The organism is Ralstonia sp. AU12-08 (genome assembly GCF_000442475.1).
Classification (GTDB): Bacteria; Pseudomonadota; Gammaproteobacteria; order Burkholderiales; family Burkholderiaceae; genus Ralstonia; species Ralstonia insidiosa.
The window spans coordinates 216,466-238,455 of the sequence record NZ_ASZV01000024.1 but is presented as its reverse complement, the minus strand read 5'-3'; the positions used below and the strand labels follow the sequence as shown (position 1 = coordinate 238,455).

At 64.3% G+C, this 21,990-nt stretch carries 22 protein-coding genes; 14 read left to right on the top strand and 8 right to left on the bottom strand.

Annotation, left to right across the window (positions count from 1 at the left end):
- The first annotated feature begins 193 nt into the window (after window positions 1-193).
- The 4 genes from C404_RS43930 to C404_RS43915 all read left to right on the top strand — a co-directional run bounded on the left by C404_RS43930 (window position 194) and on the right by C404_RS43915 (window position 5,776).
- Window positions 194-2,326, top strand: a complete 2,133-nt coding sequence (locus C404_RS43930; RefSeq protein WP_021195170.1) for a TonB-dependent siderophore receptor — start codon at window positions 194-196, stop codon at window positions 2,324-2,326.
- Window positions 2,327-2,349: 23 nt separating this feature from the next.
- Entirely contained in the window at window positions 2,350-3,057 is a 708-nt protein-coding gene (locus C404_RS43925) for a hypothetical protein (RefSeq protein ID WP_021195169.1), read from the top strand.
- 400 nt (window positions 3,058-3,457) lie between these two features.
- A complete protein-coding gene (locus C404_RS43920) occupies window positions 3,458-4,738 on the top strand; it encodes a D-amino acid dehydrogenase (RefSeq protein ID WP_021195168.1) in 1,281 nt (426 codons plus the stop codon).
- A 102-nt stretch (window positions 4,739-4,840) separates the two neighbouring features.
- The gene (locus C404_RS43915; RefSeq protein WP_021195167.1) at window positions 4,841-5,776 is read left to right on the top strand and encodes a glutamate/aspartate ABC transporter substrate-binding protein; all 936 of its coding nucleotides are present in this window, start codon (window positions 4,841-4,843) and stop codon (window positions 5,774-5,776) included.
- 71 nt (window positions 5,777-5,847) lie between these two features.
- On the opposite strand, the gene C404_RS43910 is transcribed toward C404_RS43915, so the two are convergent.
- From C404_RS43910 to C404_RS43885, 6 genes are all read right to left on the bottom strand, one after another.
- Complete coding sequence (locus tag C404_RS43910) at window positions 5,848-6,597, bottom strand: amino acid ABC transporter ATP-binding protein (RefSeq protein ID WP_021195166.1); 750 nt, start codon at window positions 6,595-6,597, stop codon at window positions 5,848-5,850.
- Window positions 6,594-7,286 carry an amino acid ABC transporter permease gene (locus tag C404_RS43905; protein WP_021195165.1) on the bottom strand — a complete coding sequence of 231 codons (693 nt, stop codon included), beginning with the start codon at window positions 7,284-7,286 and terminating at the stop codon, window positions 6,594-6,596. Before C404_RS43905 ends, C404_RS43910 begins: the two co-directional genes overlap by 4 nt.
- Window positions 7,287-7,288: 2 nt before the next feature.
- On the bottom strand, window positions 7,289-7,984 hold the full coding sequence (locus tag C404_RS43900; protein WP_021195164.1) for an amino acid ABC transporter permease: 696 nt from the start codon (window positions 7,982-7,984) through the stop codon (window positions 7,289-7,291).
- A 58-nt stretch (window positions 7,985-8,042) separates the two neighbouring features.
- Window positions 8,043-8,888 (bottom strand): ABC transporter substrate-binding protein, encoded by an 846-nt coding sequence (locus C404_RS43895; protein WP_021195163.1) that lies wholly within the window; start codon window positions 8,886-8,888, stop codon window positions 8,043-8,045.
- A gap of 357 nt (window positions 8,889-9,245) precedes the next feature.
- Window positions 9,246-9,848, bottom strand: a complete 603-nt coding sequence (locus C404_RS43890; protein WP_021195162.1) for a hypothetical protein — start codon at window positions 9,846-9,848, stop codon at window positions 9,246-9,248.
- A gap of 90 nt (window positions 9,849-9,938) precedes the next feature.
- A complete protein-coding gene (locus tag C404_RS43885) occupies window positions 9,939-10,730 on the bottom strand; it encodes an IclR family transcriptional regulator (protein ID WP_021195161.1) in 792 nt (263 codons plus the stop codon).
- Between the two features lie 323 nt (window positions 10,731-11,053).
- Here C404_RS43885 and C404_RS43880 point away from each other — a divergent pair, with 323 nt between their 5' ends.
- The 10 genes from C404_RS43880 (at window position 11,054) to C404_RS43835 (ending at window position 19,673) form a co-directional block, all read left to right on the top strand.
- Complete coding sequence (locus C404_RS43880; RefSeq protein ID WP_031329435.1) at window positions 11,054-11,743, top strand: 3-oxoacid CoA-transferase subunit A; 690 nt, start codon at window positions 11,054-11,056, stop codon at window positions 11,741-11,743.
- Window positions 11,740-12,402: a CoA transferase subunit B gene (locus tag C404_RS43875; protein WP_021195159.1), complete on the top strand. Its 663-nt coding sequence runs from the start codon at window positions 11,740-11,742 to the stop codon at window positions 12,400-12,402. The genes C404_RS43880 and C404_RS43875 overlap by 4 nt, the downstream gene beginning before the upstream one ends.
- Window positions 12,403-12,429: 27 nt before the next feature.
- Entirely contained in the window at window positions 12,430-13,632 is a 1,203-nt protein-coding gene (pcaF, locus tag C404_RS43870) for a 3-oxoadipyl-CoA thiolase (protein ID WP_021195158.1), read from the top strand.
- A 7-nt stretch (window positions 13,633-13,639) separates the two neighbouring features.
- The gene (locus tag C404_RS43865) at window positions 13,640-15,001 is read left to right on the top strand and encodes a 3-carboxy-cis,cis-muconate cycloisomerase (RefSeq protein ID WP_021195157.1); all 1,362 of its coding nucleotides are present in this window, start codon (window positions 13,640-13,642) and stop codon (window positions 14,999-15,001) included.
- 22 nt (window positions 15,002-15,023) lie between these two features.
- Entirely contained in the window at window positions 15,024-15,836 is an 813-nt protein-coding gene (gene pcaD, locus C404_RS43860; RefSeq protein WP_031329434.1) for a 3-oxoadipate enol-lactonase, read from the top strand.
- Window positions 15,829-16,224, top strand: coding sequence for a 4-carboxymuconolactone decarboxylase (pcaC, locus tag C404_RS43855; protein ID WP_021195155.1), 396 nt, complete (start codon window positions 15,829-15,831; stop codon window positions 16,222-16,224). Before pcaD ends, pcaC begins: the two co-directional genes overlap by 8 nt.
- An 84-nt stretch (window positions 16,225-16,308) precedes the next feature.
- Entirely contained in the window at window positions 16,309-17,178 is an 870-nt protein-coding gene (locus C404_RS43850) for a branched-chain amino acid ABC transporter permease (RefSeq protein ID WP_021195154.1), read from the top strand.
- Window positions 17,175-18,209: a branched-chain amino acid ABC transporter permease gene (locus C404_RS43845; RefSeq protein WP_021195153.1), complete on the top strand. Its 1,035-nt coding sequence runs from the start codon at window positions 17,175-17,177 to the stop codon at window positions 18,207-18,209. The genes C404_RS43850 and C404_RS43845 overlap by 4 nt, the downstream gene beginning before the upstream one ends.
- Window positions 18,206-18,979: an ABC transporter ATP-binding protein gene (locus tag C404_RS43840; protein WP_021195152.1), complete on the top strand. Its 774-nt coding sequence runs from the start codon at window positions 18,206-18,208 to the stop codon at window positions 18,977-18,979. The genes C404_RS43845 and C404_RS43840 overlap by 4 nt, the downstream gene beginning before the upstream one ends.
- The gene (locus tag C404_RS43835) at window positions 18,972-19,673 is read left to right on the top strand and encodes an ABC transporter ATP-binding protein (RefSeq protein WP_021195151.1); all 702 of its coding nucleotides are present in this window, start codon (window positions 18,972-18,974) and stop codon (window positions 19,671-19,673) included. Before C404_RS43840 ends, C404_RS43835 begins: the two co-directional genes overlap by 8 nt.
- A 20-nt stretch (window positions 19,674-19,693) precedes the next feature.
- Here C404_RS43835 and C404_RS43830 read toward each other — a convergent pair whose 3' ends face one another.
- The gene (locus tag C404_RS43830) at window positions 19,694-20,863 is read right to left on the bottom strand and encodes an ABC transporter substrate-binding protein (RefSeq protein ID WP_021195150.1); all 1,170 of its coding nucleotides are present in this window, start codon (window positions 20,861-20,863) and stop codon (window positions 19,694-19,696) included.
- Window positions 20,864-21,003: 140 nt separating this feature from the next.
- Window positions 21,004-21,981 (bottom strand): LysR family transcriptional regulator, encoded by a 978-nt coding sequence (locus C404_RS43825; protein WP_021195149.1) that lies wholly within the window; start codon window positions 21,979-21,981, stop codon window positions 21,004-21,006.
- Window positions 21,982-21,990 lie beyond the last annotated feature (9 nt).

The following is a 21,990-nucleotide window of genomic DNA, read 5'->3' as shown; positions in this document are numbered from 1 at the left end:
GGGCGGCAGCGGGCACCTTGCCTGATCGCTGGCCATCGCTTCTGCCGGGCGAGCCAGCGGGTCTTCACCTGCAAGCCAACGGATCGACGCGCCGCGTGATGTTTCTGCGGCGCGTTTTTTCTTCTTCCCCAGTGCATGACATGCATGTCGGGGCGCGCTCGGTTTGACCAATCCTGTCGACCCTTTGCCCGCGATGACCCGCCATACTGTGGCCACTGCGGCGGCCCGTGCGCTGCCGTGCGCGCTTGCCGCCATTCCTCTTGCCGCTTTGCTCACCGCCACGCCTGCGCGTGCCGACGACACCCAACCCGCTGCCGGCAATCACGCCAAGGTCGACCTGGACGAAACCACCGTCACCGCGCGCAGCCAGCGCGGCTTTGCCGCCAGCACGGCAGAGGTGGGCGCGTTCCGGGGGATGGCATTGCGCGACATTCCTGCCACGGTAAATGTGGTCACGCGCGAGGCGCTCGACGCGCAGCAGGACACGTCGCTGTTCGATGCGCTGCGCAACACGGCAAGCGTGACGCGCCAGCAGCTCTCGGGCGAGACCTTCGACAACCTCGCCATCCGCGGGGTGACGATGGAGAACCGCACCAACTTCCGCTTCAACGGCTCGATGCCGATTGCAGCGCTCGCGGCCATTCCGCTGGAAGACAAGGAGCGCGTGGAAGTGCTCAAGGGTGTGTCGGCGCTGTACTACGGCTACACCACGCCGGGCGGCGTCGTGAACCTCGTCACCAAGCGCGCGGGCAACACGCCGGTCACCACGCTGGGTGTGCAGTTCGATAGCAATGGCTCGATCGTCAGCACGCTGGACGTGGCCCGCCGCTTTGGTGAAGACAACCAGTACGGCATCCGCTTCAACGCCGCAGGTGGCTCGCTGCAATCGCCCACCAGCGGCATTGATGGCACGCGCCAGCTCGGGGCCGTGGCGTTCGACTGGAAGGTCAACAGCCGCCTGAGCCTGAAGGCGGACGTGGAGTACTCGCGCAAGATCATCACCGAGCAATCCGTGGTGACGCTGCCGGCGGCCAAGAACGGTGTGATCACGCTGCCCGCCATGCCGGATCCGACCAAGCGACTGGCGCCGGGCTGGGCAGACTTCAACGGCAACACCACCAATGCACTGCTGCGTGCCGACTACGCGCTCAGTGATGCATGGTTGCTGACCGTGGAGGGCGGCATGTCGGAAACGGCGCGCACGCGCGCCTTCACGGAATTCCGCCTGACCAACCCGATCACCGGCGCGGGCACGATCTCCGGTAACCGCCAGAGCGGGTTGTGGCACACGAGCCATGTGCGCGCAGACATCAACGGCACGGAGAAGACGGGCTGGATCACGCATGAACTGACGTTTGGCGTGGCGCGCTCGGACTTCCGCCAGGCAGCGGTGTACTCCGACCGCTTCAGCGGCGCACAGAACCTGTACAACCCGACCGACCTCGGCTGGTTGCCGACGCAAGGCAACAACACCACGCCTGCGCAGCGCGCTGTGGATACGGGGGTCTACGCGATGGATCGCATGACGCTGTCGGAGCACTGGCAGGTGATTGCTGGCCTGCGCTACACGAGCTACACCAGCACGCAGGCCCCCAACCGCTACGAGGCCAGCAAGACCACGCCGCTGGGCGCCGTCATCTACAAGTTCACGCCCACGCTGTCGGCATATGCGTCGTATGCACAGGGGCTTGAGGCCGGCGCACGCGCACCGAATACCGCCGCCAACGCCAACGTGGCGATGCCGCCGGCGCTGTCCGAACAGAAGGAAGTGGGCGTGCGCTATGAAACGCCGGCCGGCACGCAGCTTGCCGCCGCCGTCTACGACATCGACCGCGCCGCCAGCTACACCAACAATGCCAACGTCTTCGTGCAGGATGGCCGCGAGCGCATTCGCGGTGTTGAACTGACCGCGCAGGGTCGCGTCACGAAAGACTTGTCGCTGTTGGCCTCCGCTGGGTGGACCGACGCCAAGTTCCGCGGCGTCGGCAACGGCCTGAACGGCAACACGCCCGAAAACACGCCGCGCAGCACCGCCAGTGTGTTTGCGGAATACACCCTGCCGATGCTGCGCTCGGTGTCCTTCAACGCTGGTGCGTACTACCTCGGCCCGCGCCCCGTGAATGACGCCAACCAGGCAGAGCTGGGCGGCACCACGCTGTTCAGCGCCGGCGTGCGTTACGTCACCCGCATCTCGGGCAAGCGCACCACGCTGCAGTTCAACGTCGACAACCTGACCGACAAACGCTACTGGGCTGGTGCGGGCAACAACCGCCTGTCGATGGGCGCGCCACGCCTGTTCAAGCTCGGCATGAAGATCGACCTGTGATGATGTTTTCAGGAGTGCAACCCATGCAATCGCTGCTTCGTTTTTGCGCTGTCGTTTTGATGGCATTCGCCTTCACCCAACCCGCTGCCGCAGAGACCCAACCCGGCACCGGCAAGACCGTCCTGATGGTCGTCCGCATGCAAGGCAAGAGCCTGCCGATCGACAAGCAGATCGTCGCGCATCTCGAATCGCGCGGCTACGCCGTCACGCTGTACGACCAATACCAACCGGCCGAGCGCGCGAAAGATTTCGACCTCGTTGTGCTGTCGTCCACCGTGCGCTCGCGCGATCTGCTGGGCGCCTACCGTAACGTGCCCGTCCCGCTGATGACATGGGAGAACGACCTGCTCGATGATCTGGCGATGACCGGCAAGCGCCTCGGCACCGATTTCGGCATGGCTGAAAAGGAGCACTATCTGTGGATGGTCAACGCACCGCACCCCCTCTCGGGCGGCGTGCCCGCCGGCGTGGCCGTGGGTTACGCCAAGGACGCCCCGATGGGCTGGGGCAAGCCGGGCCTGGGCGCAAGCATCATCGCCAGCGTGGCGGGCGACCCGAGCAAGGCCACCATCTTCGGCTACGAGAAAGGCGCAACGATGGACTACGAAACACTCGCCCCCGCCCGCCGCGTGTTCTTCTTCCTGGACAACGAAACCTTCCCGAACCTCACGCCGACGGGGCGCAAGCTGTTCGACGCCGCCATCGACTGGGCCGCCGCCGGCGGAAAGTAAGCCGCGCATGCCCCGGCGCCAACACAAGCGCCGCGTTGGTTTGGCTTTTGACGTTCCTGCCCTATGCGGCGCCTTGAATTTTTGTGAGCGGGCGGAAAAATGGAAGGAGCCTTGTCTGAGCGAAGCGAGTTTGGCTCCTTCCCCGCCCGGTCACGGAAATTCAAGGAGTGTGTCGCCGCATCGGGCGCGCCTTTCTTTGCTTACTTTCTTTGGCAAGACAAAGAAAGTGAGTCAGCCCCGGCAGGGGATGAAACAAGGGATGGACCACCAAGACCCAAACAAGCAAGAACCAAACACAACCCATAGCCCCACAACATCCCCCCCAACAACTCCGCATTTGCGCAACACCCCCCCGCCTCCTTAAGCTGCCGACAACACTTCTCCAAGTCGCAGCTTCTTCATGCAAATCGCAGTAGTCGGCGCCGGCATCATCGGCATCAGCACAGCAATCGCGCTGGCCCAGGAAGGCCATCAGGTCACCCTGATCGAACGCCATCCGGGCCCGGGCGAGGGCACCAGCTACGCCAACGGCGGCCAGCTCAGCTACAGCTATGTGGCGCCACTGGCCGGCCCCGGCGTGCTTTCGCACGTACCGGGCTGGCTGCTGCGCAGCGATTCGCCGCTACGCCTGAAGCCTTCGCTAGACCCGGCACTGCTGCGCTGGGGCCTGCGCTTCATCGCAGCCTGCAACCGCGAGCGTGCCGACCGCACCACACGCGAGTTGCTCGCCCTGTCGTTCTACAGCCGCACCCGCATGGAAGCCCTGCGCGAGGCATCGCCCGAACTGGCCTTCAGCTTTGCCCGCCGCGGCAAGCTGGTGGTGCACCGCGATGCCGCAGCCTTCGAATCCGCCCGCGCCCAGGTCGGCTACCAGACCACGCTGGGCTGCGAGCAGCACGCCCTGTCCGCCGACGAGGCCATTGCCCACGAACCCGCACTCGCCGGGGTGCGCGACCAGATCGTCGGTGCGATCTATACGCCCGATGAAGACGTGGCCGATTGCCACCAACTCTGCGTGGGCCTGTTCAACCGGCTGCGCGAGATGCCCAACGTGACGCTGCGCTTCAACACCGGGGTCAACGCGCTGTGGACGGAAGGGCGTCGCGTGCGCGGCGTGACGCTGGCAGGCGGCGAGCAACTCGCAGCCGATGCGGTGGTGATGGCCGCCGGTGTCACCAGCGCCAAGCTGCTCGGCCCGCTGAGAATCGACCCTGGCCTTTATCCGCTCAAGGGCTACAGCATCAGCCTGCCGCTGGGCGAAGGCGATGTTGCGCCGCTTATCAGCGTGACGGACGCGGCGCGCAAGATCGTCTATGCCCGGATTGGGGGAACTGCGGGACAGACGCTGCGTGTGGCCGGCATGGCTGATCTGGTCGGCTGGTCGACCGCGCTCGACACCCGCCGCGTGCAGACCTTGTACAACGAAACCCGCGCGCTGTTTCCGGGCGCCATGCGTGCCAATGACGCGGGTGCCGATGCGGCGCCGTGGGCGGGCATGCGCCCGGCAACGCCGACCGGTGTGCCGGTGGTTGGCGCATCGCCGGTGGAAGGCTTGTGGCTGAATGTCGGCCACGGCGCATTGGGCTTTACGCTGGCGCTCGGCAGTGCAAGCCTGCTGGCAGACATGATCGCGGGGCGCAAGCCGGTGATTTCTCCAGCGCCCTACGCATTGGCCGCGTGATAGAAGCAAAGAGATTCAAAAGACCGAGCGTGCAAGCTTGATCGCTTGCGCCAATTGGTAATCAAAGAAGTCTGAAGCGAACACACCCAAAGGAGGGGAAGCATGAAGACGCTGCATACGATCAATTCGACCAAACGCATCCTGTGCGGACTGACGCTGGCTGCGACCGGCGCCCTGGCTGCGCTGTCCACCGGCGCGCAGGCACAGTCGAACGACACGCTGGCGAAGATCAAGCAATCGGGCGTGATTTCCGTCGGCTATCGTGAGTCGTCGATTCCGTTCTCGTACCAGGCCGATGCGAACACCATCACCGGTTACTCGCAAGAAATCTCCAACATGATCGTTGCCGGTGTGGAGAAGAAGCTGGGGGTGCAGAAGCTGCAGGTCAAGCTCACGCCGATCACGTCGCAGAACCGCATCTCGCTGCTGCAGAACGGCACGATCGATTTCGAGTGCGGCTCGACCACCAACAACCTTGAGCGCCAGAAGCAGGTCGCGTTCTCGAACAACATCTTCATCTACGGCATGCTGATGCTGGTGAAGAAGGATTCGGGCATCAAGGACTTCCCGGACCTGAAGGGCAAGACCGTGGTGACCACCGCCGGCACCACTGAAGACCGCATCCTGCAGAAGATGAACGGTGAAGCAAAGGATGCCGACAAGATGAACCTGATCCTCGCCAAGGATCACGGCCAGGCGTTCCTGACGCTGGAGTCGGGCCGTGCCGTCGCCTTCGTGATGGATGAGCCGCTGCTGTACGGCGAGCGCACCAAGGCCAAGAACCAGGCCGACTGGGTCGTGACCGGCACGCCGCTGCAGACCGAGACCTACGCATGCATGATGCGCAAGGACGATCCGGCGTTCAAGAAGGTGGCCGACGACGTGATTGCCGACCTGATGAAGTCGGGCAAGGCCAATGACCTGTACAAGAAGTGGTTCCTGTCGCCGATTCCGCCGAAGGGCCTGAACCTGAACTACCCGATGACGACGGGGATGAAGGAGTTGTACGCTCACCCGAACGATAAGGCGATTCAATAAGAGCGCTAGCAGCACAAACGAAAAACGGGGGACATCATCGTCCCCCGTTTTTTATTGCGCAATACCTGGGCTCACGCGGGTTGGGCCCACGGCGAGCGGATGTCTGCGAGGAATCGCTGCGCACGCGGATGCTGTGGGCGCAGGAAGAAGTCTTCGGGTTTGGCGCGCTCCAGCACCTGGCCTTGGTCCATGAAGATCACGCGGTCGGCCACTTCACGTGCAAAACCCATTTCGTGTGTCACGCAGACCATGGTCATGCCGTCGCGGGCAAGGTCTTTCATGACCAGCAGCACTTCGTTCACCATCTCCGGGTCCAGCGCGGAGGTCGGCTCATCGAACAGCATCACCGGCGGTTTCATGGCCAGCGCACGGGCAATTGCCACGCGTTGTTGCTGCCCGCCGGACAGTTCGCCGGGGTAGGCGTCGGCCTTGTGCGGCAGGCCTACGCGTTCAAGCAGACGCATCGCAAAGTCGCGCGCTTCCTGCGGCAGCATGCGCTTGAGTTGCACTGGTGCCAACGTGCAGTTTTGCATGACCGTCAGGTGCGGAAACAGGTTGAACTGCTGAAACACGAAGCCAATGCCGCTGCGCAGGACGTTCACGTTCACGCCGTGTGCGTGCACATCCTGCCCGTTGACGATGATGCGGCCTTTCTGGATCGCCTCCAGTCGGTTCAGCGTGCGGATCAGCGTTGACTTGCCCGAGCCCGACGGCCCGCACACCACCACAACCTCGCCCTGGGCGACGGTTTCATTGATGTCGACGAGGGCGTGATACTCGCCATACCACTTGTCGACGTGTTCGATCGTAATCATGTTCATGGTTTGGATGGAGCGTGTGCGGCAAGGCGCCGCTCCAGGAAGAACGCCACGCGGGTCAGGCTGAAGCACATCACGAAATAGCTGATCGCTAGCAGGCCGTAGACCTCGGCAGACTTGACCATGACGGCCGTGCTGATCTGCCCCGCCACGAACGACACTTCGGGCAGGCTGATGATGTAGCCGAGCGAGGTCTCTTTAATGGTGGAGACGAGCTGGTTGACCAGCGACGGCAGCATGTTGCGCAGTGCCTGCGGCAGGATCACGCGCTGCATTGCCTGCATATACGACAGACCGAGTGAGCGGGCGGATTCCATTTGCCCACGAGGCAGAGCCTGGATGCCGGCGCGCACGATCTCCGCCAGATAGGCACCGTCAAAGATCACCAGTGCGGTCAGCATGGTGCTGAACTGGTCCGTACGCTGGCCGGTGATGGTGGGCAGCAGGAAGTACGCCCAGAAGATCACCATGAGCAGCGGTGTGCCGCGCACCACGTAGACGAGCGCCGTGGCCGGCCAGCGCAGCATGGCAAACGGGCTCACGCGGCACAGGCCCAGCACGATGCCCACCGGTAGCGCCAGGATCAGCCCGGCGGAAGCCAGCAGGAACGTCAGCGCCAGACCGCCCAGCGGGCCGTTCGGATACTGGCCGATCAGGTAGTAAACGCCGTAGGTTTGAATGAGGTCGAGCATGGCTACAGCGTCCGCACAGGATAGCGATGCTGATACCAGGCGGAGAACACCGTGATCGCAATCGAAATGGTCAGATAGGCCGCCGTGGCAAACGCAAACGCTTCAAAGCCGCGGAAGGTGGCGGACTCCACCTGTTGTGCCTGGTACATCAGCTCAGCCACGCCGATCACCATGGCGATGCTGGAATTCTTCCATAGGCTCAGCGTTTGGCTGACCAGCGGCGGTACGGTCACGCGCAGCGATTGCGGCAGCACGACGAGCCGCATCGCCTGAAGGAAAGAAAGGCCGAGTGCGCGGCTGGCTTCCAGTTGCTCCTTGGGGATCGAGCGGATGCCACTGCGGATGTCCTCCGCCATATAGGCGGCCGTGTAGAGCACGAGTGCGATGACGGCGCTCGCGGCTTCGTAGTTCAGGCTATAGAGCCAGTCCTTGATGAACTGCGGCAGGATCTGCGGCGCGCCGAAATACCAGAACAGCATGTGCGCAAGCAGCGGCACATTGCGGATGGCTTCAACATAGGTCTGGCCGATGGCGCGCAACGGTGCGGCCGGTGCCAGGCGCAGCAGCGCCACCACGATCGCAAGCGGCAACGCCAGCACGAAGGCCAGCAGCGATAGCTTGATCGACAGGAAGAAGCCGCTGACAAGCCACTGGTGATACTGCCCCGAGAGCAGCATCGACAAATCAAATTGGGGCATGGAGTTTCATACCGCCCGGCCGAGGTTGAAACCCCGGTCCAGGCGGCCCGACTTGTAGTTAGTCGATCTTGTCGGTGGAAATCTTGAAGGTGCGCTGCGGGAAGGCCATCTTCGTGGTCGGGCCGAACCACTTGTCGAACAGCTTTTGTGCTTCGCCGCTCTTTTCCATGCCCAGCAGCACGTCGTCAACCTGCTTCTTGAAGGCCGGCTCCCCCTTGCGGATGCCCAGCGCGAGGTGCTCGGTCGACAGGTTCTGCGGCAGGAGCGCGTAGTCCTTGGCCACCGGGCCCATCTTGGCCATGTTGCCGATCAGCGTGGTCTCGTCGTTCACGTAGGCGACGCCCTTGCCTTGTTGCAGGGCCAGTAGCGCTTGCGGGCTGTTGTCGAACGACACGACATCGGCATTCTTGATGGTCTTGGCGATGTTGGCTTCCATGGTGGAACCCTTGACCGTCAGGAGCTTCTTGCCATCCAGCTGGCTGAGCGACGTGATGCCGCTGTCCTTCTTGACCATGGCCTTCTGGCCGGTGATGAAGGTCGACACCGAGAAGTCGATCTGCGCCTCGCGCTCCTTGTTGTGCGTGAGCGAGGCGGCCAGCAGATCCACGCGGCCTTGCTGTAGTTCGGGCAGGCGCGCGGCCACGGCCAGTTGCTTGAGCACGGGCTTCACGCCGATGCTCTTGGCCACGGCGTCGCACATATCGACGTCGTAGCCGACGATTTCGCGGCTCATCGGGTCTTTCAGGAAGCTGAACGGCTCGTCGGTGCCGAGCACGCCGCAGACGAGTTCACCTTTCTTCTTGATGTCGGCGAGCTGGTCGGCATGGGCGGTCGTGGCGACCAGGGTGGCAGCGGCCAGGACGGCGGCGCCGGCAACTTGTGTCAGACGTCGGTTTGTTTTCATCGGATTTCCTCCTTGACGACTTGGATGGGTGGCAGTGCGTGAATCAAGATCGACCGCGAGCATACAGGCGTGCGACAAGCTTGGCTGCTCGCTATCCGGATAACCATATGACGGCAGCGCAAGCCGCCCAACTATAGACCATGCCGACGGGCACAAACGCAGGCTGGAAAACGGGTTGGGACGAATTGCGCGGGCGGGCTTACGGGTTGTCGGCAACGCTGGCTGAGGTGGCTCAAATGCAGGCGCGGCAGGATTGAGGCACGGCGTGCTTGTTATGGAAAGAAGACATGGGTTGCCATTAATGACATGGCAACCGACCCGGCTCCATCGGGGGATTCCCGGTGCCGTGCGCTTGTCTTACAGGGCGCCGCAGATGGTTTCGTTGATGGGCACGTCGCCGACCATCTCGTGGTCGTTGCCGCGATAGCGGTAGGCCAGGCTCAGGCCCAGGCGCGTCAGGATGCGTACGTCGCCGTTGTTGCAGATGTTCTTCTGCAGGATGGGCACGAAGTTCAGCCGGAAACCCTGCGACGCAGCCGAGTGGGCTGCGTAGTTGGTCAGCGTGATGAGGAAGACGAGATTCTTCTTCTGCGCCAGCGTGCATTGCACAAGCGCGGTCTCCCGGTCGAGCGGGATGGGGGTGAAACGGTTGATTTCCGTGCAAGCCTGGGTGAGCGCCCGATCGGTATTGCGGGCGGGGCCGGTGAGGGCAGGCACGCCGGCTGCAGCGGTGCTGCGGCCGGTGGCGGCACCGACCAGCATGCGTGCCAGCGGAGTCAACTCCTGCAGGGCAGAAGCTCCGGCCGAGGACTGCGATTGTGCCCACAGGGGGCTGGCCAGCAACGGCAGGGCAATCGCCAGGGCGCGCGCAGCGCTTGCCCGACCACTCGTCTGACGGCAACGCAGGCGGCCTTTCACATCCAGACCGATCCGAATGGCGGCGTGTTGAGTCACAGACATCCTCTTTGCCCACGAAGCCACAATTTTATTGAAAAAAACGCCGGGATGCGAGGCGCCTAATGCACCCAATCGCACGCAACTTGCTTGCGATCAGGTCCGCACACGCACCATGGCCGAGATGCGCTCGGCCGCTGCCTGCAATGGTTCGAGAAACTGCTTGGTCATCTGCTTGGCTGACGTACGGTTGGCCTGCCCGCTGATGTTCATGGCGGCGATGATATCGCCCGCCCGATTGCGGATCGGCGCTGACAACGAGATCAGCCCTTCCTCCAACTCCTGGTCAACCAGCGCCCAGCCCTGCTGGCGCACGCCGGCAATGACCGCCTTCAAGGCATCGACTTCGGTGACGGTGCGCTGCGTGCGCGCGCGGCGGTCGGATTCGCGCAGCACGATGTCGAGCCGATCTTCCGACAGGCCGGACAGCAGCACGCGCCCCATCGACGTGCAGAAGGCCGGCAGGCGGCTGCCGACCGCCAGGTTCAACGCGATGATCTTCTGCGTGGGCACGCGCAGCACGTAGACGATTTCCGTGCCATCGAGCACCGAGGCGGAGCAGCTCTCATGCACCGTCTGCACCAGCTCTTCCATCACCGGCTCGGCGAGGTTCCAGAACGGCATCGAGGTGAGATAGGCGAAACCCAGGTCGAGAATCTTGGGCGTGAGCCGGAACAGGCGCCCTTCAAAGCTGACGTAGCCCAGGCTCACCAGCGTCAGCAGGATGCGGCGGGCGCCTGCGCGCGTGAGGCCGGTTGCTTCGGCAACTTCGGAGAGCGTCTGCTCGGGCCGCTCCGCATTGAAGGCGCGGATGACGGACAACCCGCGTGCGAAGGATTGCACGTAGGAATCGCTGGGTTTTTCGGCAGGAAGTTCGGCGGCGGACATGCAGAGAAGCGAAAGCGGAGTACTGACCTCAAGACTACTGATATTCCACAAGTTTCGCCACTCGAACGCCTGATCGCTATGCGTACGCCTTGACACGGCCGGGAGCCCGGGCGTAGATTAGTTCTTGGATCGAACGTGAGTTCGTATATCGAACAAAAGGAAGCGTGGGCCGGACAGCAAAGGCCTGTGTCGATCCAGTCATCAATCAGGAGACTCGCAGGCCGCGCCTTTGCGGCCCGGCCATTTGCGTGACTTGTGGCCCCGCGATGCTCCGAGCGGCGCCAGGCGATCAACATGCGTGGTGCCCCTGCCGGAGAATGCACGTGATCAACAAGATTTGTCCGTCTGTGGAGGCCGCGCTGGCCGATATCCCTGACGGTGCCACCATCATGATTGGCGGGTTCGGTACCGCTGGCATGCCCTCTGAGCTCATCGACGGGCTCATTGCCCACGGCGCGCGTGACCTCACCATCATCAACAACAACGCCGGCAACGGCGAGACGGGCCTTGCCGCGCTGCTCAAGGCACGCCGTGTGCGCAAGATCATCTGCTCGTTCCCGCGCCAGGCCGATTCCTACGTGTTCGACGCGCTTTACCGCGCCGGCGAGATCGAGCTGGAACTGGTGCCGCAAGGCAATCTGGCCGAGCGCATCCGCGCCGCGGGTGCCGGCATTGGCGGGTTCTTCTGCCCGACCGCGTACGGCACGCAATTGGCCGAAGGCAAGGAAACGCGCATCATCGACGGCAAACCGTACGTATTCGAGCTGCCGCTGACCGCCGACTACGCGCTCATCAAGGCCCTGCGGGCGGACCGCTGGGGCAACCTCGTCTACCGCAAGACCGCGCGCAACTTCGGCCCCGTGATGGCCATGGCGGCCAAATGCACCATTGCGCAAGTCAGCGAGACAGTGGAGCTGGGCGCGTTGGACCCGGAGCACATCGTCACGCCCGGCATTTTCGTCAAGCGTGTCGTCCAACTCGGCAGCGCTGCACAAGCCAAGGAGGCCGCATGAGCGCCGAAGCAACCACCCAATTCAAGCGCTGGACGCGCGACCAGATCGCCACCCGCGTGGCGCGCGATATTCCCGATGGCTCCATCGTCAACCTCGGTATCGGCCTGCCGACGCTGGTGGCCAACCAGTTGCCTGCCGATCGCGAGATCATCCTGCACACCGAAAACGGCTTGCTCGGCATGGGCCCGGCACCCGCACCCGGTGATGAGGATGAAGACCTCATCAATGCGGGTAAGCAGCCTGTCACCATCAAGCCAGGCGCGTCGTTCTTCCATCACGCCGATTCGTTTGCCATGATGCGAGGCGGCCATCTCGACTATTGCGTGCTCGGCGGCTTCCAGGTGTCGGCCACGGGTGATCTGGCCAACTGGCACACCGGTGCACCGGATGCGATTCCGGCCGTGGGTGGGGCAATGGATCTGGCCATCGGAGCCAAGCGGGTCTTTGTGATGATGGAGCACCAGACCAAGCAGGGCGACAGCAAGATCGTGCAGGCGTGCACGTACCCGCTGACGGGCGTCGGCTGTGTCGATACCATCTACACCGACCTTGCCGTGATCGACATCACGCCCGAGGGGCTGGTGGTGCGCGAGATGGCCGACGGCCTCGATTTCGATACGCTGCAGACGCTGACGGCCGCGCCGCTGCGTCGTTCATAACGCTTACATTGCTGGAGACAAACCATCATGACGCAAGCCTTTATCTGCGACGCCATTCGCACCCCCATCGGCCGCTACGGCGGCAGCCTGTCCGCCGTGCGCGCGGACGACCTGGGCGCGGTGCCCCTCAAGGCGCTGATGGCGCGCAATCCGCAGGTCGACTGGTCGGCCATCGACGACGTGATCTTCGGCTGCGCCAACCAGGCTGGTGAAGACAACCGCAATGTGGCGCGCATGTCGTCGCTGCTGGCCGGGTTGCCTGAGGGCGTGCCGGGTTCGACCATCAACCGGTTGTGTGGCTCAGGCATGGATGCCACCGGCACCGCCGCGCGCGCCATCCGTGCCGGTGAAACGTCGCTGATGATCGCCGGCGGTGTGGAGAGCATGAGCCGCGCGCCGTTCGTGATGGGCAAGGCCGCCAGCGCCTTCTCGCGCGACGCCGCCATCTATGACACGACGATCGGCTGGCGCTTCATCAACCCGCTGATGAAGGCGCAGTACGGCGTCGACTCGATGCCCGAAACCGCCGAGAACGTCGCCACCGACTACAACGTCAACCGCGAAGACCAGGACCGCTTTGCGCTGCGCAGCCAAGCCAACGCAGCGCGTGCGCAGGAAGACGGCACGCTCGCGCAGGAAATCACCGCGGTGACGATTCCGCAGAAGAAGGGCGATGCCATTGTCGTGAGCCGCGACGAGCATCCGCGCGCAACCACCATGGAAGCGCTGGCCAAGCTCAAGGGCGTGGTGCGCCCGGACGGCACCGTCACCGCCGGCAATGCCTCGGGTGTGAACGACGGCGCCTGCGCGTTGCTGCTCGCCAATGAGGAATCGGCAAAACGCTTTGGCCTGACGCCGCGTGCGCGCATTGTCGGCATGGCTACCGCTGGCGTGCCGCCGCGCGTGATGGGGATCGGCCCGGCGCCGGCCTCGCAGAAGCTGCTCAAGCAACTGGGCCTGACGATCGACCAGATGGACGTGATCGAGCTGAACGAGGCGTTTGCCGCGCAAGGCTTGGCGGTGACGCGCCAGCTCGGCTTGCGGGATGACGACCCGCGCGTCAACCCGAACGGCGGCGCCATCGCGCTGGGTCACCCGCTCGGCATGAGCGGTGCGCGCCTGGTGACGACGGCGATGTATCAACTGCATCGCACTGGCGGCCGTTATGCGCTGTGCACGATGTGCATTGGCGTAGGCCAGGGCATTGCGCTGGTGATCGAACGCGTTTGATGCGGCCATGACCAGCGGATTGCTCGATCGCGCCTTCTCCACGCCGGCCATGCTGGCGGTGTGGTCCGATACGGCCACCGTGCGTGCGATGCTCGACGTAGAGGCGGCGCTTGCGCAGGCCGAAGGTGCGGTCGGCGTGATTCCGGCGGAAGCCGTCGCGCCGATTCGCGCGGTATGCGCCAAAGCGACGCTCGATCTGGAGGCACTTGGCGATGCGGCTGCCAGTGCGGGCAATCTGGCCATTCCACTGGTCAAGCAACTAACTGCCGCCGTCGCGCTGCACGACGAACACGCTGCACGCTACGTGCATTGGGGCGCCACCAGCCAGGACATCATCGACACCGGCCTGATGCTGCAATGGAAGCAATCGGCCGCGTTGATCGAGGCGGATTTGCAGAAGCTGGCCGATGCGCTGGCCGCGTTGGCGCAGCGCCATCGCAACACGCCGATGGTGGCGCGCACATGGCTGCAGCAGGCCCTGCCGACAACGTTCGGCCGCAAGGTCGCAGGTTGGTTGGAGGCGGTGCACCGCGCGCAGGATCGCTTTGTCGCGCTGCGTGCGCATGTGCCGGCGCTGCAGTTTGGTGGTGCCGCAGGCACGCTCGCCAGCCTGGGTGAGCACGGCCGTGCGGTGGCGCAGGCGCTGGCGCATGAACTTGATCTGCCGCTGCCCACGCTGTCGTGGCATGGCGAGCAGGATCGTGTGGCCGACATCGGTACGACGCTCGCGCTGCTGACTGGCACGCTGGGACATTTCGCGCGTGATCTCTCGCTGATGATGCAGACCGAGGTGGGCGAAGTTGCCGAGCCATCGGGCGCCGGGAAGGGTGGCTCCTCCACTATGCCGCACAAGCGCAACCCGGTTGGCTGTGCGACGGTGCTGGCTGCGGCCACGCGCATGCCCGGACTGGCGAGCACGCTGTTGTCTGCGCTGCCGCAGGAGCACGAACGCGCGCTCGGCGGTTGGCAGGCGCAGTGGGCAACGCTGCGCGAGATGGCGTGCCTGACTGCTGGTGCACTCGATCGCATGCGCGAGGTCATCGAAGGCCTGCACGTCGATGTGGCACGCATGCGCGCCAATCTCGATCTCACGCACGGGCTGATCCTCGGTGAAGCCGTGATGCTGGCCCTCGGCGCAGACCTTGGCCGCCTACAAGCGCACCACGTGGTGGAAGCCGCCAGCCGCAAGGCCGTACAAGACAACCGAACGCTGCGCGACACGCTGGCCCAAGACGCTGACGTCCTGCGCATCTGGGGCAGCGCCACGCCGCAACGGCTCGACGCGCTGCTCGATCCCACACACTACCTTGGCGACGCGGGCGCCGCTGTCGATCGCGTGCTGGCCGAGCACGCTCGCCGCCACCCCTGAACAAGACATCTACGGAGACGCCATGCCCTGGCTCGAACACGACAACGTCCGCCTGTATCACGAATTTGACGACCCCCACGATACGAGCAAGCCGGTGCTGGTGCTGTCCAACTCGCTGGGCACCAACCTCGGCATGTGGGCGCCGCAGCTCGATGCATTGCGCAAGCATTTCCGTGTGCTGCGCTATGACCAACGGGGCCACGGCCAGACAAGCGTGCCGGAAGCGCCGTTCGGCGTGGCGCAGCTTGGCGGCGATGTGCTCGCGCTACTGGATCACTACGACATCGATCTCGCGCTGTTCTGCGGCCTGTCGATGGGCGGGTTGACCGGTCTGTGGCTGGCCGCGTATCACGGCGAGCGCTTCCCGCGCATGGTGGTGAGCAACACCGCGGCGCTGATCGGCACGCAGCAAAGCTGGAACACGCGCATCGCCCAGGTGGAGCAAGGCGGCATGGCCAGCGTGACCGAAACGGTGCTGGAGCGCTGGTTCACGCAGGGCTATCGCGACGCCGCGCCGGGCCGCGTCGACATCGTCAAGGCGATGCTGTTGTCCACGCCCGACGCTGGCTACAACGGCAACTGCGGTGCGATCCGCGATGCGGACCTGCGTGCGCAACTGCCGAACATTCGCGTGCCGATGCTGGTGATTGGCGGTACGCACGATATTTCCACGCCCGCCGCGCAGACCAAGCTCATTGCCGATGGCGTGCCGGGCGCGCAGTATGTGGAGCTTTCCGCCGGCCACCTCGCCAACTGGGAGCAGGCTGACGGCTATACCGAAGCACTGGTCAGCTTCCTCACAACGGGCGTTGCACACGAGGCTGCCCATGGATGATCGCGAACGCCATGCCGCCGGCATGCAGGTGCGCCGCGCCGTGTTGGGCGATGCCCATGTCGACCGTGCCAATGCCGCACAGACCGACCTCACCTCGCCGTTTCAGGACCTGATCACGCGCTATGCCTGGGGTGAGATCTGGACGCGCCCCGGCTTGCCGCGCCACACGCGCAGCCTGTTGACGATCGCGATGATGGTGGCGCTGGGCCGCGACGGCGAGCTACGTCTGCACCTGCGCGCCGCCTCCAATAACGGTGTCACACGCGACGAGATTCAGGAGACACTGTTGCAGACTGCTATCTATTGCGGTGTACCGGCCGCCAACCACGCCTTCCAACTCGCGCAGACCGTGTTTGCCGAGATGGACGCGGAGGCCGCCGGCAAGTAGGACAGTTCGTCTCGGGGGAGACGCCACGCAACACAGACCGGGCAAACTGGCCGCCGAGCCAGAACAGACCCAAGGAGGAGACCCATGCTCAGTGCATTGGGTGTGTTGTTTGACGGGCTGGCCTACGGCAGCCTGCTGTTCCTGATTAGCATCGGCCTGTCGGTCACGATGGGCCTGATGAACTTCATCAACCTCGCGCACGGCGCGTTTGCCATGGCGGGCGGCTACGTATGCGTGGTGTTGATGAACCGACTCGGCGTGCCGTTCCTGGCGACGCTGCCCATTGCTTCCCTCATCACCGCGGCCATCGGGTTTGTGCTGGAGCGCACGCTGTACCGGCGGCTCTATCGTGCAAGTCCGCTGGATCAGGTGCTGTTCTCCATTGCGCTCGTTTTCATGGCGATGGCAGGGGCGACCTATGTCTGGGGACCGGCGCAGCAGCCGGTTGAGTTGCCGGAGGTGCTGCGCGGGCAACTGAGCGTATTCGGCAGTGCGCTGGAGGTTGGGCGTTACCGGCTCTTCTTGATCGGCGTGGTGATCGCGCTGACGGTACTGTTGGCCTGGCTGATCGAGCGCACGCGCTTTGGTGCACAGGTGCGGGCGTCGGTGGACAACCAGCAGGCCTCCGCCGGGCTGGGCATCAACGTGAGCCTGGTGTTCTCTGTCACGTTTGCACTGGGTTCCGGGTTGGCGGGTTTGGGTGGCGGCTTGGGCATCGACGTGCTCGGGCTCGATCCGTCGTTCCCGATCAAGTACATGGTGTACTTCCTGCTCGTGGTTGCGGTGGGTGGTGCGGGCTCCATCAAGGGGACGTTGCTGGCGGCGCTGGTGCTGGGCGTGTTCGACGTGGCAGGTAAGTACTACGTGCCGGAGATCGGCGCGTTCGTCATCTACGGATTGATGGTGGTGCTGCTCGTGCTGTTTCCAAGCGGCCTGCTGGGGAGGCGCGCATGAGCATGCTGCAACAGTTGATGCGTGCCTCACAGCCCGCGGAGTCCACACGGGTGCACGGCTTGCCCGATGGGCGCTGGTCGGCGCTGGAGATGGCGTTCTGGTGCGTGCCGATCGCGGTGTTCTTCCTCTTTCCGGACTACCTGGTCTTCGGCAGCCAGGTGCTGATCGTGGGGCTGTTTGCACTGTCGCTCGACCTGGTGCTCGGCTACGCAGGCATTGTGTCGCTGGGGCATGCGGGCTTCTTCGGGCTGGGTGCCTACACGGCTGGGCTACTGGCGGCGCACGGTTGGGGGGAGCCGTTGACGGGGTTAGGCGCCGCCGCCATCGTCGCTGCGCTGGGGGGCTTCTGCGTGAGCTTCCTCGTCGTGCGCGGGCAGGATCTGACGCGGTTGATGGTCACGCTCGGTATCGGCCTGATGCTGTATGAGGCGGCCAACAAGATGGCGTTCCTGACAGGCGGCGTCGACGGGCTCTCAGGCGTGACCATGAACAACCTGCTCGGTGCCTTCGAGTTTGACCTGGCGGGGCGCACGGCCTACGTCTACAGCCTTGTCGTGCTGTTTGTTGTGTTTGTGCTGCTGCGCAGGCTGGTGCGCTCGCCGTTCGGGCTGTCGCTGCGCGGCATTCAGCAGGGGCCCAAACGGATGCCGGCGATTGGCGCCAACGTGCGCATGCGCCTAGTGGTTGCGTTCACGGTAAGCGCCGCGATTGCCGGTGTCGCCGGTGGGCTGCTCGCGCAGACTACGCAGTTTGTCGGGCTGGATTCGCTGGGCTTCTCGCGCTCGGCTGAGCTGCTGATCATGCTGGTGCTGGGCGGCGCGGGCCGGCTGTATGGCGCGCTGATCGGCGCGGCGGTGTTCATGGTCGCGCAGGACGTGCTGTCCGGTATCAACCCGGTCTACTGGCAGTTCTGGATCGGCTTGCTGCTGATGGTGATCGTGCTGTTTGCACGCGGTGGTCTGCTGGGTGGGCTGGAAGCGGCAGTCTCCGCCATCAAGGCTTGGCGTGCCCGCAAGGGAGGTGCCGCATGAACACACCGGCGATGCATCCCACGCCAATGCTTAGCACGCGCGGTTTGTCCAAGCGCTGGGGCGGCTTTCATGCCAACTCGGATATCTCGTTGTCATTCGCGCCGGGTGCGCGCCATGCGCTGATCGGCCCCAACGGCGCAGGCAAGACAACCTTCATCAATCTGTTGACCGGCGCGTTTGCGCCCACCTCTGGACAGGTGTTGCTGGGTGATGAAGACATCACGCGCCTGCCCGCGCATCGGCGCGTCAAGCGCGGCATCACGCGTACGTTCCAGATCAACACGTTGTTCCCGGGGCTGACGGTATTGGAATCCGTGATGCTCGCCATCTTCGAGCGCACGGGCGTTGCGTGGCAATGGCATCGTACGGTTGCCGCACACAAGGAGGCGTGCGACGAAGCCATGGCGCTGCTGTGCCGCCTGCAACTTGGCGCCGATGCGTTGGCACAAACGCATGCGTTGCCGTATGGCAAACAGCGCCTGGTGGAGATTGCGCTCGCGCTGGCCACGCAGCCGCGCATCTTGTTGCTTGACGAGCCCGCCGCCGGCATCCCGGCGGGGGAGAGCGCTGAACTGTTCGAGGTGATCGCCAGCCTGCCGCGCGACATCACCATCCTCTTCATCGAGCACGACATGAACCTCGTCTTCCGCTTTGCCGAGCGGATCAGCGTGCTGGTGGCCGGCCGCGTGCTGACCGAAGGCTCACCGCAGGAGATTGCCGCCGACCCACGCGTGCGCGAGGTCTACCTCGGGGAGGCTGAACATGCCTGAGTTGCTCGCGTTTGAAAATGTGACCGCCGGCTATGGCAACGCCATCGTGCTCGATGATGTGTCATTCACGCTGGAAGCGGGCGGCAGCCTTGCGCTGCTGGGCCGTAATGGCGTTGGCAAAACCACGCTGCTAAGCACGCTGATGGGCTTCACGCGTCTGCATGGTGGACGCATCCGCTGGCAAGGTACGGACATCGGCAAGGTGGCACCGCACCGCCGCGCGCGGGCAGGCCTCGGCTGGGTGCCGCAGGAGCGGTGGATGTTTCCGTCGCTGACGGTGGAAGAACATCTGACCGCCGTCGCACGGCCCGGCGCCTGGGATGTCGCGCGCGTGTACAAGACGTTCCCGCGCCTGCAGGAGCGGCGCCGCAATCTCGGCAACCAGCTCTCCGGTGGCGAGCAGCAGATGGTCGCCATCGCCCGCGCGTTGATGACGAATCCCGCACTGCTGTTGCTGGATGAGCCGATGGAAGGTCTCGCGCCGATCATCGTGCAGGAGTTGGGTCGCGCCATCCGCGCGCTGGTGGACGAGGGCGGCATGGCGGTGATTGTGGTGGAGCAGCATGCGCGCCTGGCGCTGGAGTTGACGCAGCGTGCACTGGTGCTCGATCGCGGGCGCATCGTCCACGCATCGAGCAGCGCCGATCTGCTTGCCGACAAGCCGCTTTTGCAGCGGCTTGTGGCAGTCGCCTGAGGCGGAAGACTGAATGCGGCTTACTTGCCCGGGTCCTTCACGTCGGAAAACTTGTCGAACTCGACGTTGTACAGCTCGTTGCCGACTTTCTCTACCTTGCGGATATAGACCGTCTGCACCACATCGCGGGTGGCGGGGTCGATGGTGATCGGTCCGCGTGGGCTGTCGATCTTCATGCCCTTGAAGGCGGCCATGGCCTTCTCCCCATCGATCTTGCCGCCGAGCTTGTTGATCACGTCATAGATCGCGCCGATGCCGTCGTACGCGGCCACCGCCATGAAGTTGGGGCGGCCCGCACCGGGGTTGGCCTCGGCAAAGGCCTTCAGGAACGTCTTGTTCTGCGGCGAGTCGTGCGCCGCCGAGTAGTGGAACGACGTGATCACGCCCAGCGTCGAGTCGCCCATTGCCGGCAGCACGTGGTCATCCGTCAGGTCACCCGTGGCGATGACCTTGATGCCGGCCTGCGCCAGCCCGCGTTCACGGAAGCCCTTCATGAACGCCACGCCTTGCTCGCCGGCCGGCAGGAAGACGAACACGGCCTGCGGTTTGGTGTCCTTCACGCGCTGGATGAACGGTGCGAACTCCGGATTGCGCAGCGGTACGCGCACGGCTTCCACCACCTGGCCGCCACCTGCGGTGAAGGTCTGCTTGAAGGCGTTTTCCGCGTCGATGCCGGGCGCGTAATCGGCCACCACGGTCGCCACCTGCTTGATGCCGTTCTTCAGTGCCCATGAGGCGATCGGCGCGGAGACTTGCGGCAGCGTCATCGACACGCGGGTCACGTAATCCGACTTGGTGGTGATGGACGACGACGCAGCGTTGAAGATCACCATTGGCTTCTTGGCCTGCTGCGCGATGGGCGTCACGGCCAGCGCTTCCGGCGTGAGGCCGAAGCCCGCAAGGAAGTCGACCTTGTCACGTACGACCAATTCCTGTGCGAGCCGCTTGGCGACATCCGGCACCGGGCCTGTCGTGTCCTTCATGATGATCTGCACCTGACGCCCACCGGCAGTGGTGCCATGCAGCTTCTGATACGCCTTGATGCCGTCTTCCATCTGCTTGCCATAGTCGGCGAAGGGGCCGGAGAAGGGCGCGATCAGGCCGATCTTGATTGGCTCATCCGCGAAGGCGGGCAACGCGGTCATCAACGCACCAGCAACGGCAGTCAGCAGCAGCACACGACGTTTCATGAAGGTCTCCAAAGGTTGATCGGCAAGCGTGGGCCGGAAACTCCGGGCAGTGGCGTCGCCTGCGCGTGGCGACGATCCTAAAGGCTTCGTGTTCGCATTGCAACCGAGTGTTCGTATAGTGAACACGCGTCGTAAGGTCGCTACTTGGTGTGCTTGCGCTTGGCCGGTGCATGACCGGGCTCGCGCCATTCGTCGGCCTCGTCGTTGAACAGCGATGCCACCAGCGCACGGAACCACTGGCTGCGCGCATCGTTGTGGAACTTGCGGTGCCAGTGCTGCTTGAGGTCGAAACTGGGCAACTCCAGCGGTGGCTCCATCACGCGGATGTTGGCGTGCGATTGCATGAACGACAGGCCCACCGCATGCGGCACCGTGGCAATCAAGTCCGTGCGCGCCAGGATGAACGGAATGCTCATGAAATGCGGCGTGAGTAGTGTCGGTGTCCGGCGGATGCGCTTGCGCTCCAGAAAGCGCTCGTACAACTCCTGGCTGCGTCCTTCCGCACGCACCACGGCATGGCCGTACGCCAGGAACTGCGCCATCGACAGCTTGGTGTTGCCGCCACGCGTGACCGGGTGGTCCGCTCGCACGATGCACGTGAAGTAGTGCGTGAACAGCCGCTGCTGAAAGAAGTTGTTCTTCTTCAGGTCAGGAAAGTAGCCGACGGCCAGATCGAGCGCGCCGGTCTCGAGCGCACGCTCGATCTGCGCCGGTGGAAGCGACACGGACTGCACCGACGCCCCTGGTGCCTCTCGCGCCACCGCCTCGATGATGCGGGGCAGGAACACCATCTCGCCCACGTCCGACAGGGCAATCGAAAACAGGTGCGTGGTGGTGGCCGGATCGAACGCGCTCGTCTCCAGAATGCCCTGCTGTACGCGGGCCAGCACATCCCGTGCGGCGGGAATGAGCGCCAGCGCACGCGGTGTTGGCTCCATGCCGCGCGAGGTGCGCACGAACAGCGGGTCATCGAACACCGTGCGCAGCTTGGCCAGCGCCGTGCTCACGCCAGGCTGGCTCATACCGAGCTGCTGTGCGGCCATGCTCACGCTGCGTGCGTCGTGCAGTGCCAGCAGGATCGGCAGCAGGTTCAGGTCAAAGTCGGGCAGCGTGGACATGGCACTCAC

Excerpts from the sequence above, each read along its gene's own strand:
- C404_RS43840 (WP_021195152.1), top strand. The coding sequence starts at position 18,206 with ATGAACACACCGGCGATGCATCCCACGCCAATGCTTAGCACGCGCGGT.
- C404_RS43865 (WP_021195157.1), top strand. The coding sequence starts at position 13,640 with ATGACCAGCGGATTGCTCGATCGCGCCTTCTCCACGCCGGCCATGCTG.
- C404_RS43930 (WP_021195170.1), top strand. The coding sequence starts at position 194 with ATGACCCGCCATACTGTGGCCACTGCGGCGGCCCGTGCGCTGCCGTGC.
- pcaF (WP_021195158.1), top strand. The coding sequence starts at position 12,430 with ATGACGCAAGCCTTTATCTGCGACGCCATTCGCACCCCCATCGGCCGC.
- C404_RS43850 (WP_021195154.1), top strand. The coding sequence starts at position 16,309 with ATGCTCAGTGCATTGGGTGTGTTGTTTGACGGGCTGGCCTACGGCAGC.
- pcaD (WP_031329434.1), top strand. The coding sequence starts at position 15,024 with ATGCCCTGGCTCGAACACGACAACGTCCGCCTGTATCACGAATTTGAC.
- C404_RS43910 (WP_021195166.1), bottom strand. The coding sequence starts at position 6,597 with ATGAACATGATTACGATCGAACACGTCGACAAGTGGTATGGCGAGTAT.
- C404_RS43885 (WP_021195161.1), bottom strand. The coding sequence starts at position 10,730 with ATGTCCGCCGCCGAACTTCCTGCCGAAAAACCCAGCGATTCCTACGTG.
- C404_RS43900 (WP_021195164.1), bottom strand. The coding sequence starts at position 7,984 with ATGCCCCAATTTGATTTGTCGATGCTGCTCTCGGGGCAGTATCACCAG.
- C404_RS43915 (WP_021195167.1), top strand. The coding sequence starts at position 4,841 with ATGAAGACGCTGCATACGATCAATTCGACCAAACGCATCCTGTGCGGA.
- C404_RS43825 (WP_021195149.1), bottom strand. The coding sequence starts at position 21,981 with ATGTCCACGCTGCCCGACTTTGACCTGAACCTGCTGCCGATCCTGCTG.
- C404_RS43920 (WP_021195168.1), top strand. The coding sequence starts at position 3,458 with ATGCAAATCGCAGTAGTCGGCGCCGGCATCATCGGCATCAGCACAGCA.
- pcaC (WP_021195155.1), top strand. The coding sequence starts at position 15,829 with ATGGATGATCGCGAACGCCATGCCGCCGGCATGCAGGTGCGCCGCGCC.
- C404_RS43905 (WP_021195165.1), bottom strand. The coding sequence starts at position 7,286 with ATGCTCGACCTCATTCAAACCTACGGCGTTTACTACCTGATCGGCCAG.
- C404_RS43925 (WP_021195169.1), top strand. The coding sequence starts at position 2,350 with ATGCAATCGCTGCTTCGTTTTTGCGCTGTCGTTTTGATGGCATTCGCC.
- C404_RS43890 (WP_021195162.1), bottom strand. The coding sequence starts at position 9,848 with ATGTCTGTGACTCAACACGCCGCCATTCGGATCGGTCTGGATGTGAAA.
- C404_RS43830 (WP_021195150.1), bottom strand. The coding sequence starts at position 20,863 with ATGAAACGTCGTGTGCTGCTGCTGACTGCCGTTGCTGGTGCGTTGATG.
- C404_RS43875 (WP_021195159.1), top strand. The coding sequence starts at position 11,740 with ATGAGCGCCGAAGCAACCACCCAATTCAAGCGCTGGACGCGCGACCAG.
- C404_RS43835 (WP_021195151.1), top strand. The coding sequence starts at position 18,972 with ATGCCTGAGTTGCTCGCGTTTGAAAATGTGACCGCCGGCTATGGCAAC.
- C404_RS43895 (WP_021195163.1), bottom strand. The coding sequence starts at position 8,888 with ATGAAAACAAACCGACGTCTGACACAAGTTGCCGGCGCCGCCGTCCTG.
- C404_RS43845 (WP_021195153.1), top strand. The coding sequence starts at position 17,175 with ATGAGCATGCTGCAACAGTTGATGCGTGCCTCACAGCCCGCGGAGTCC.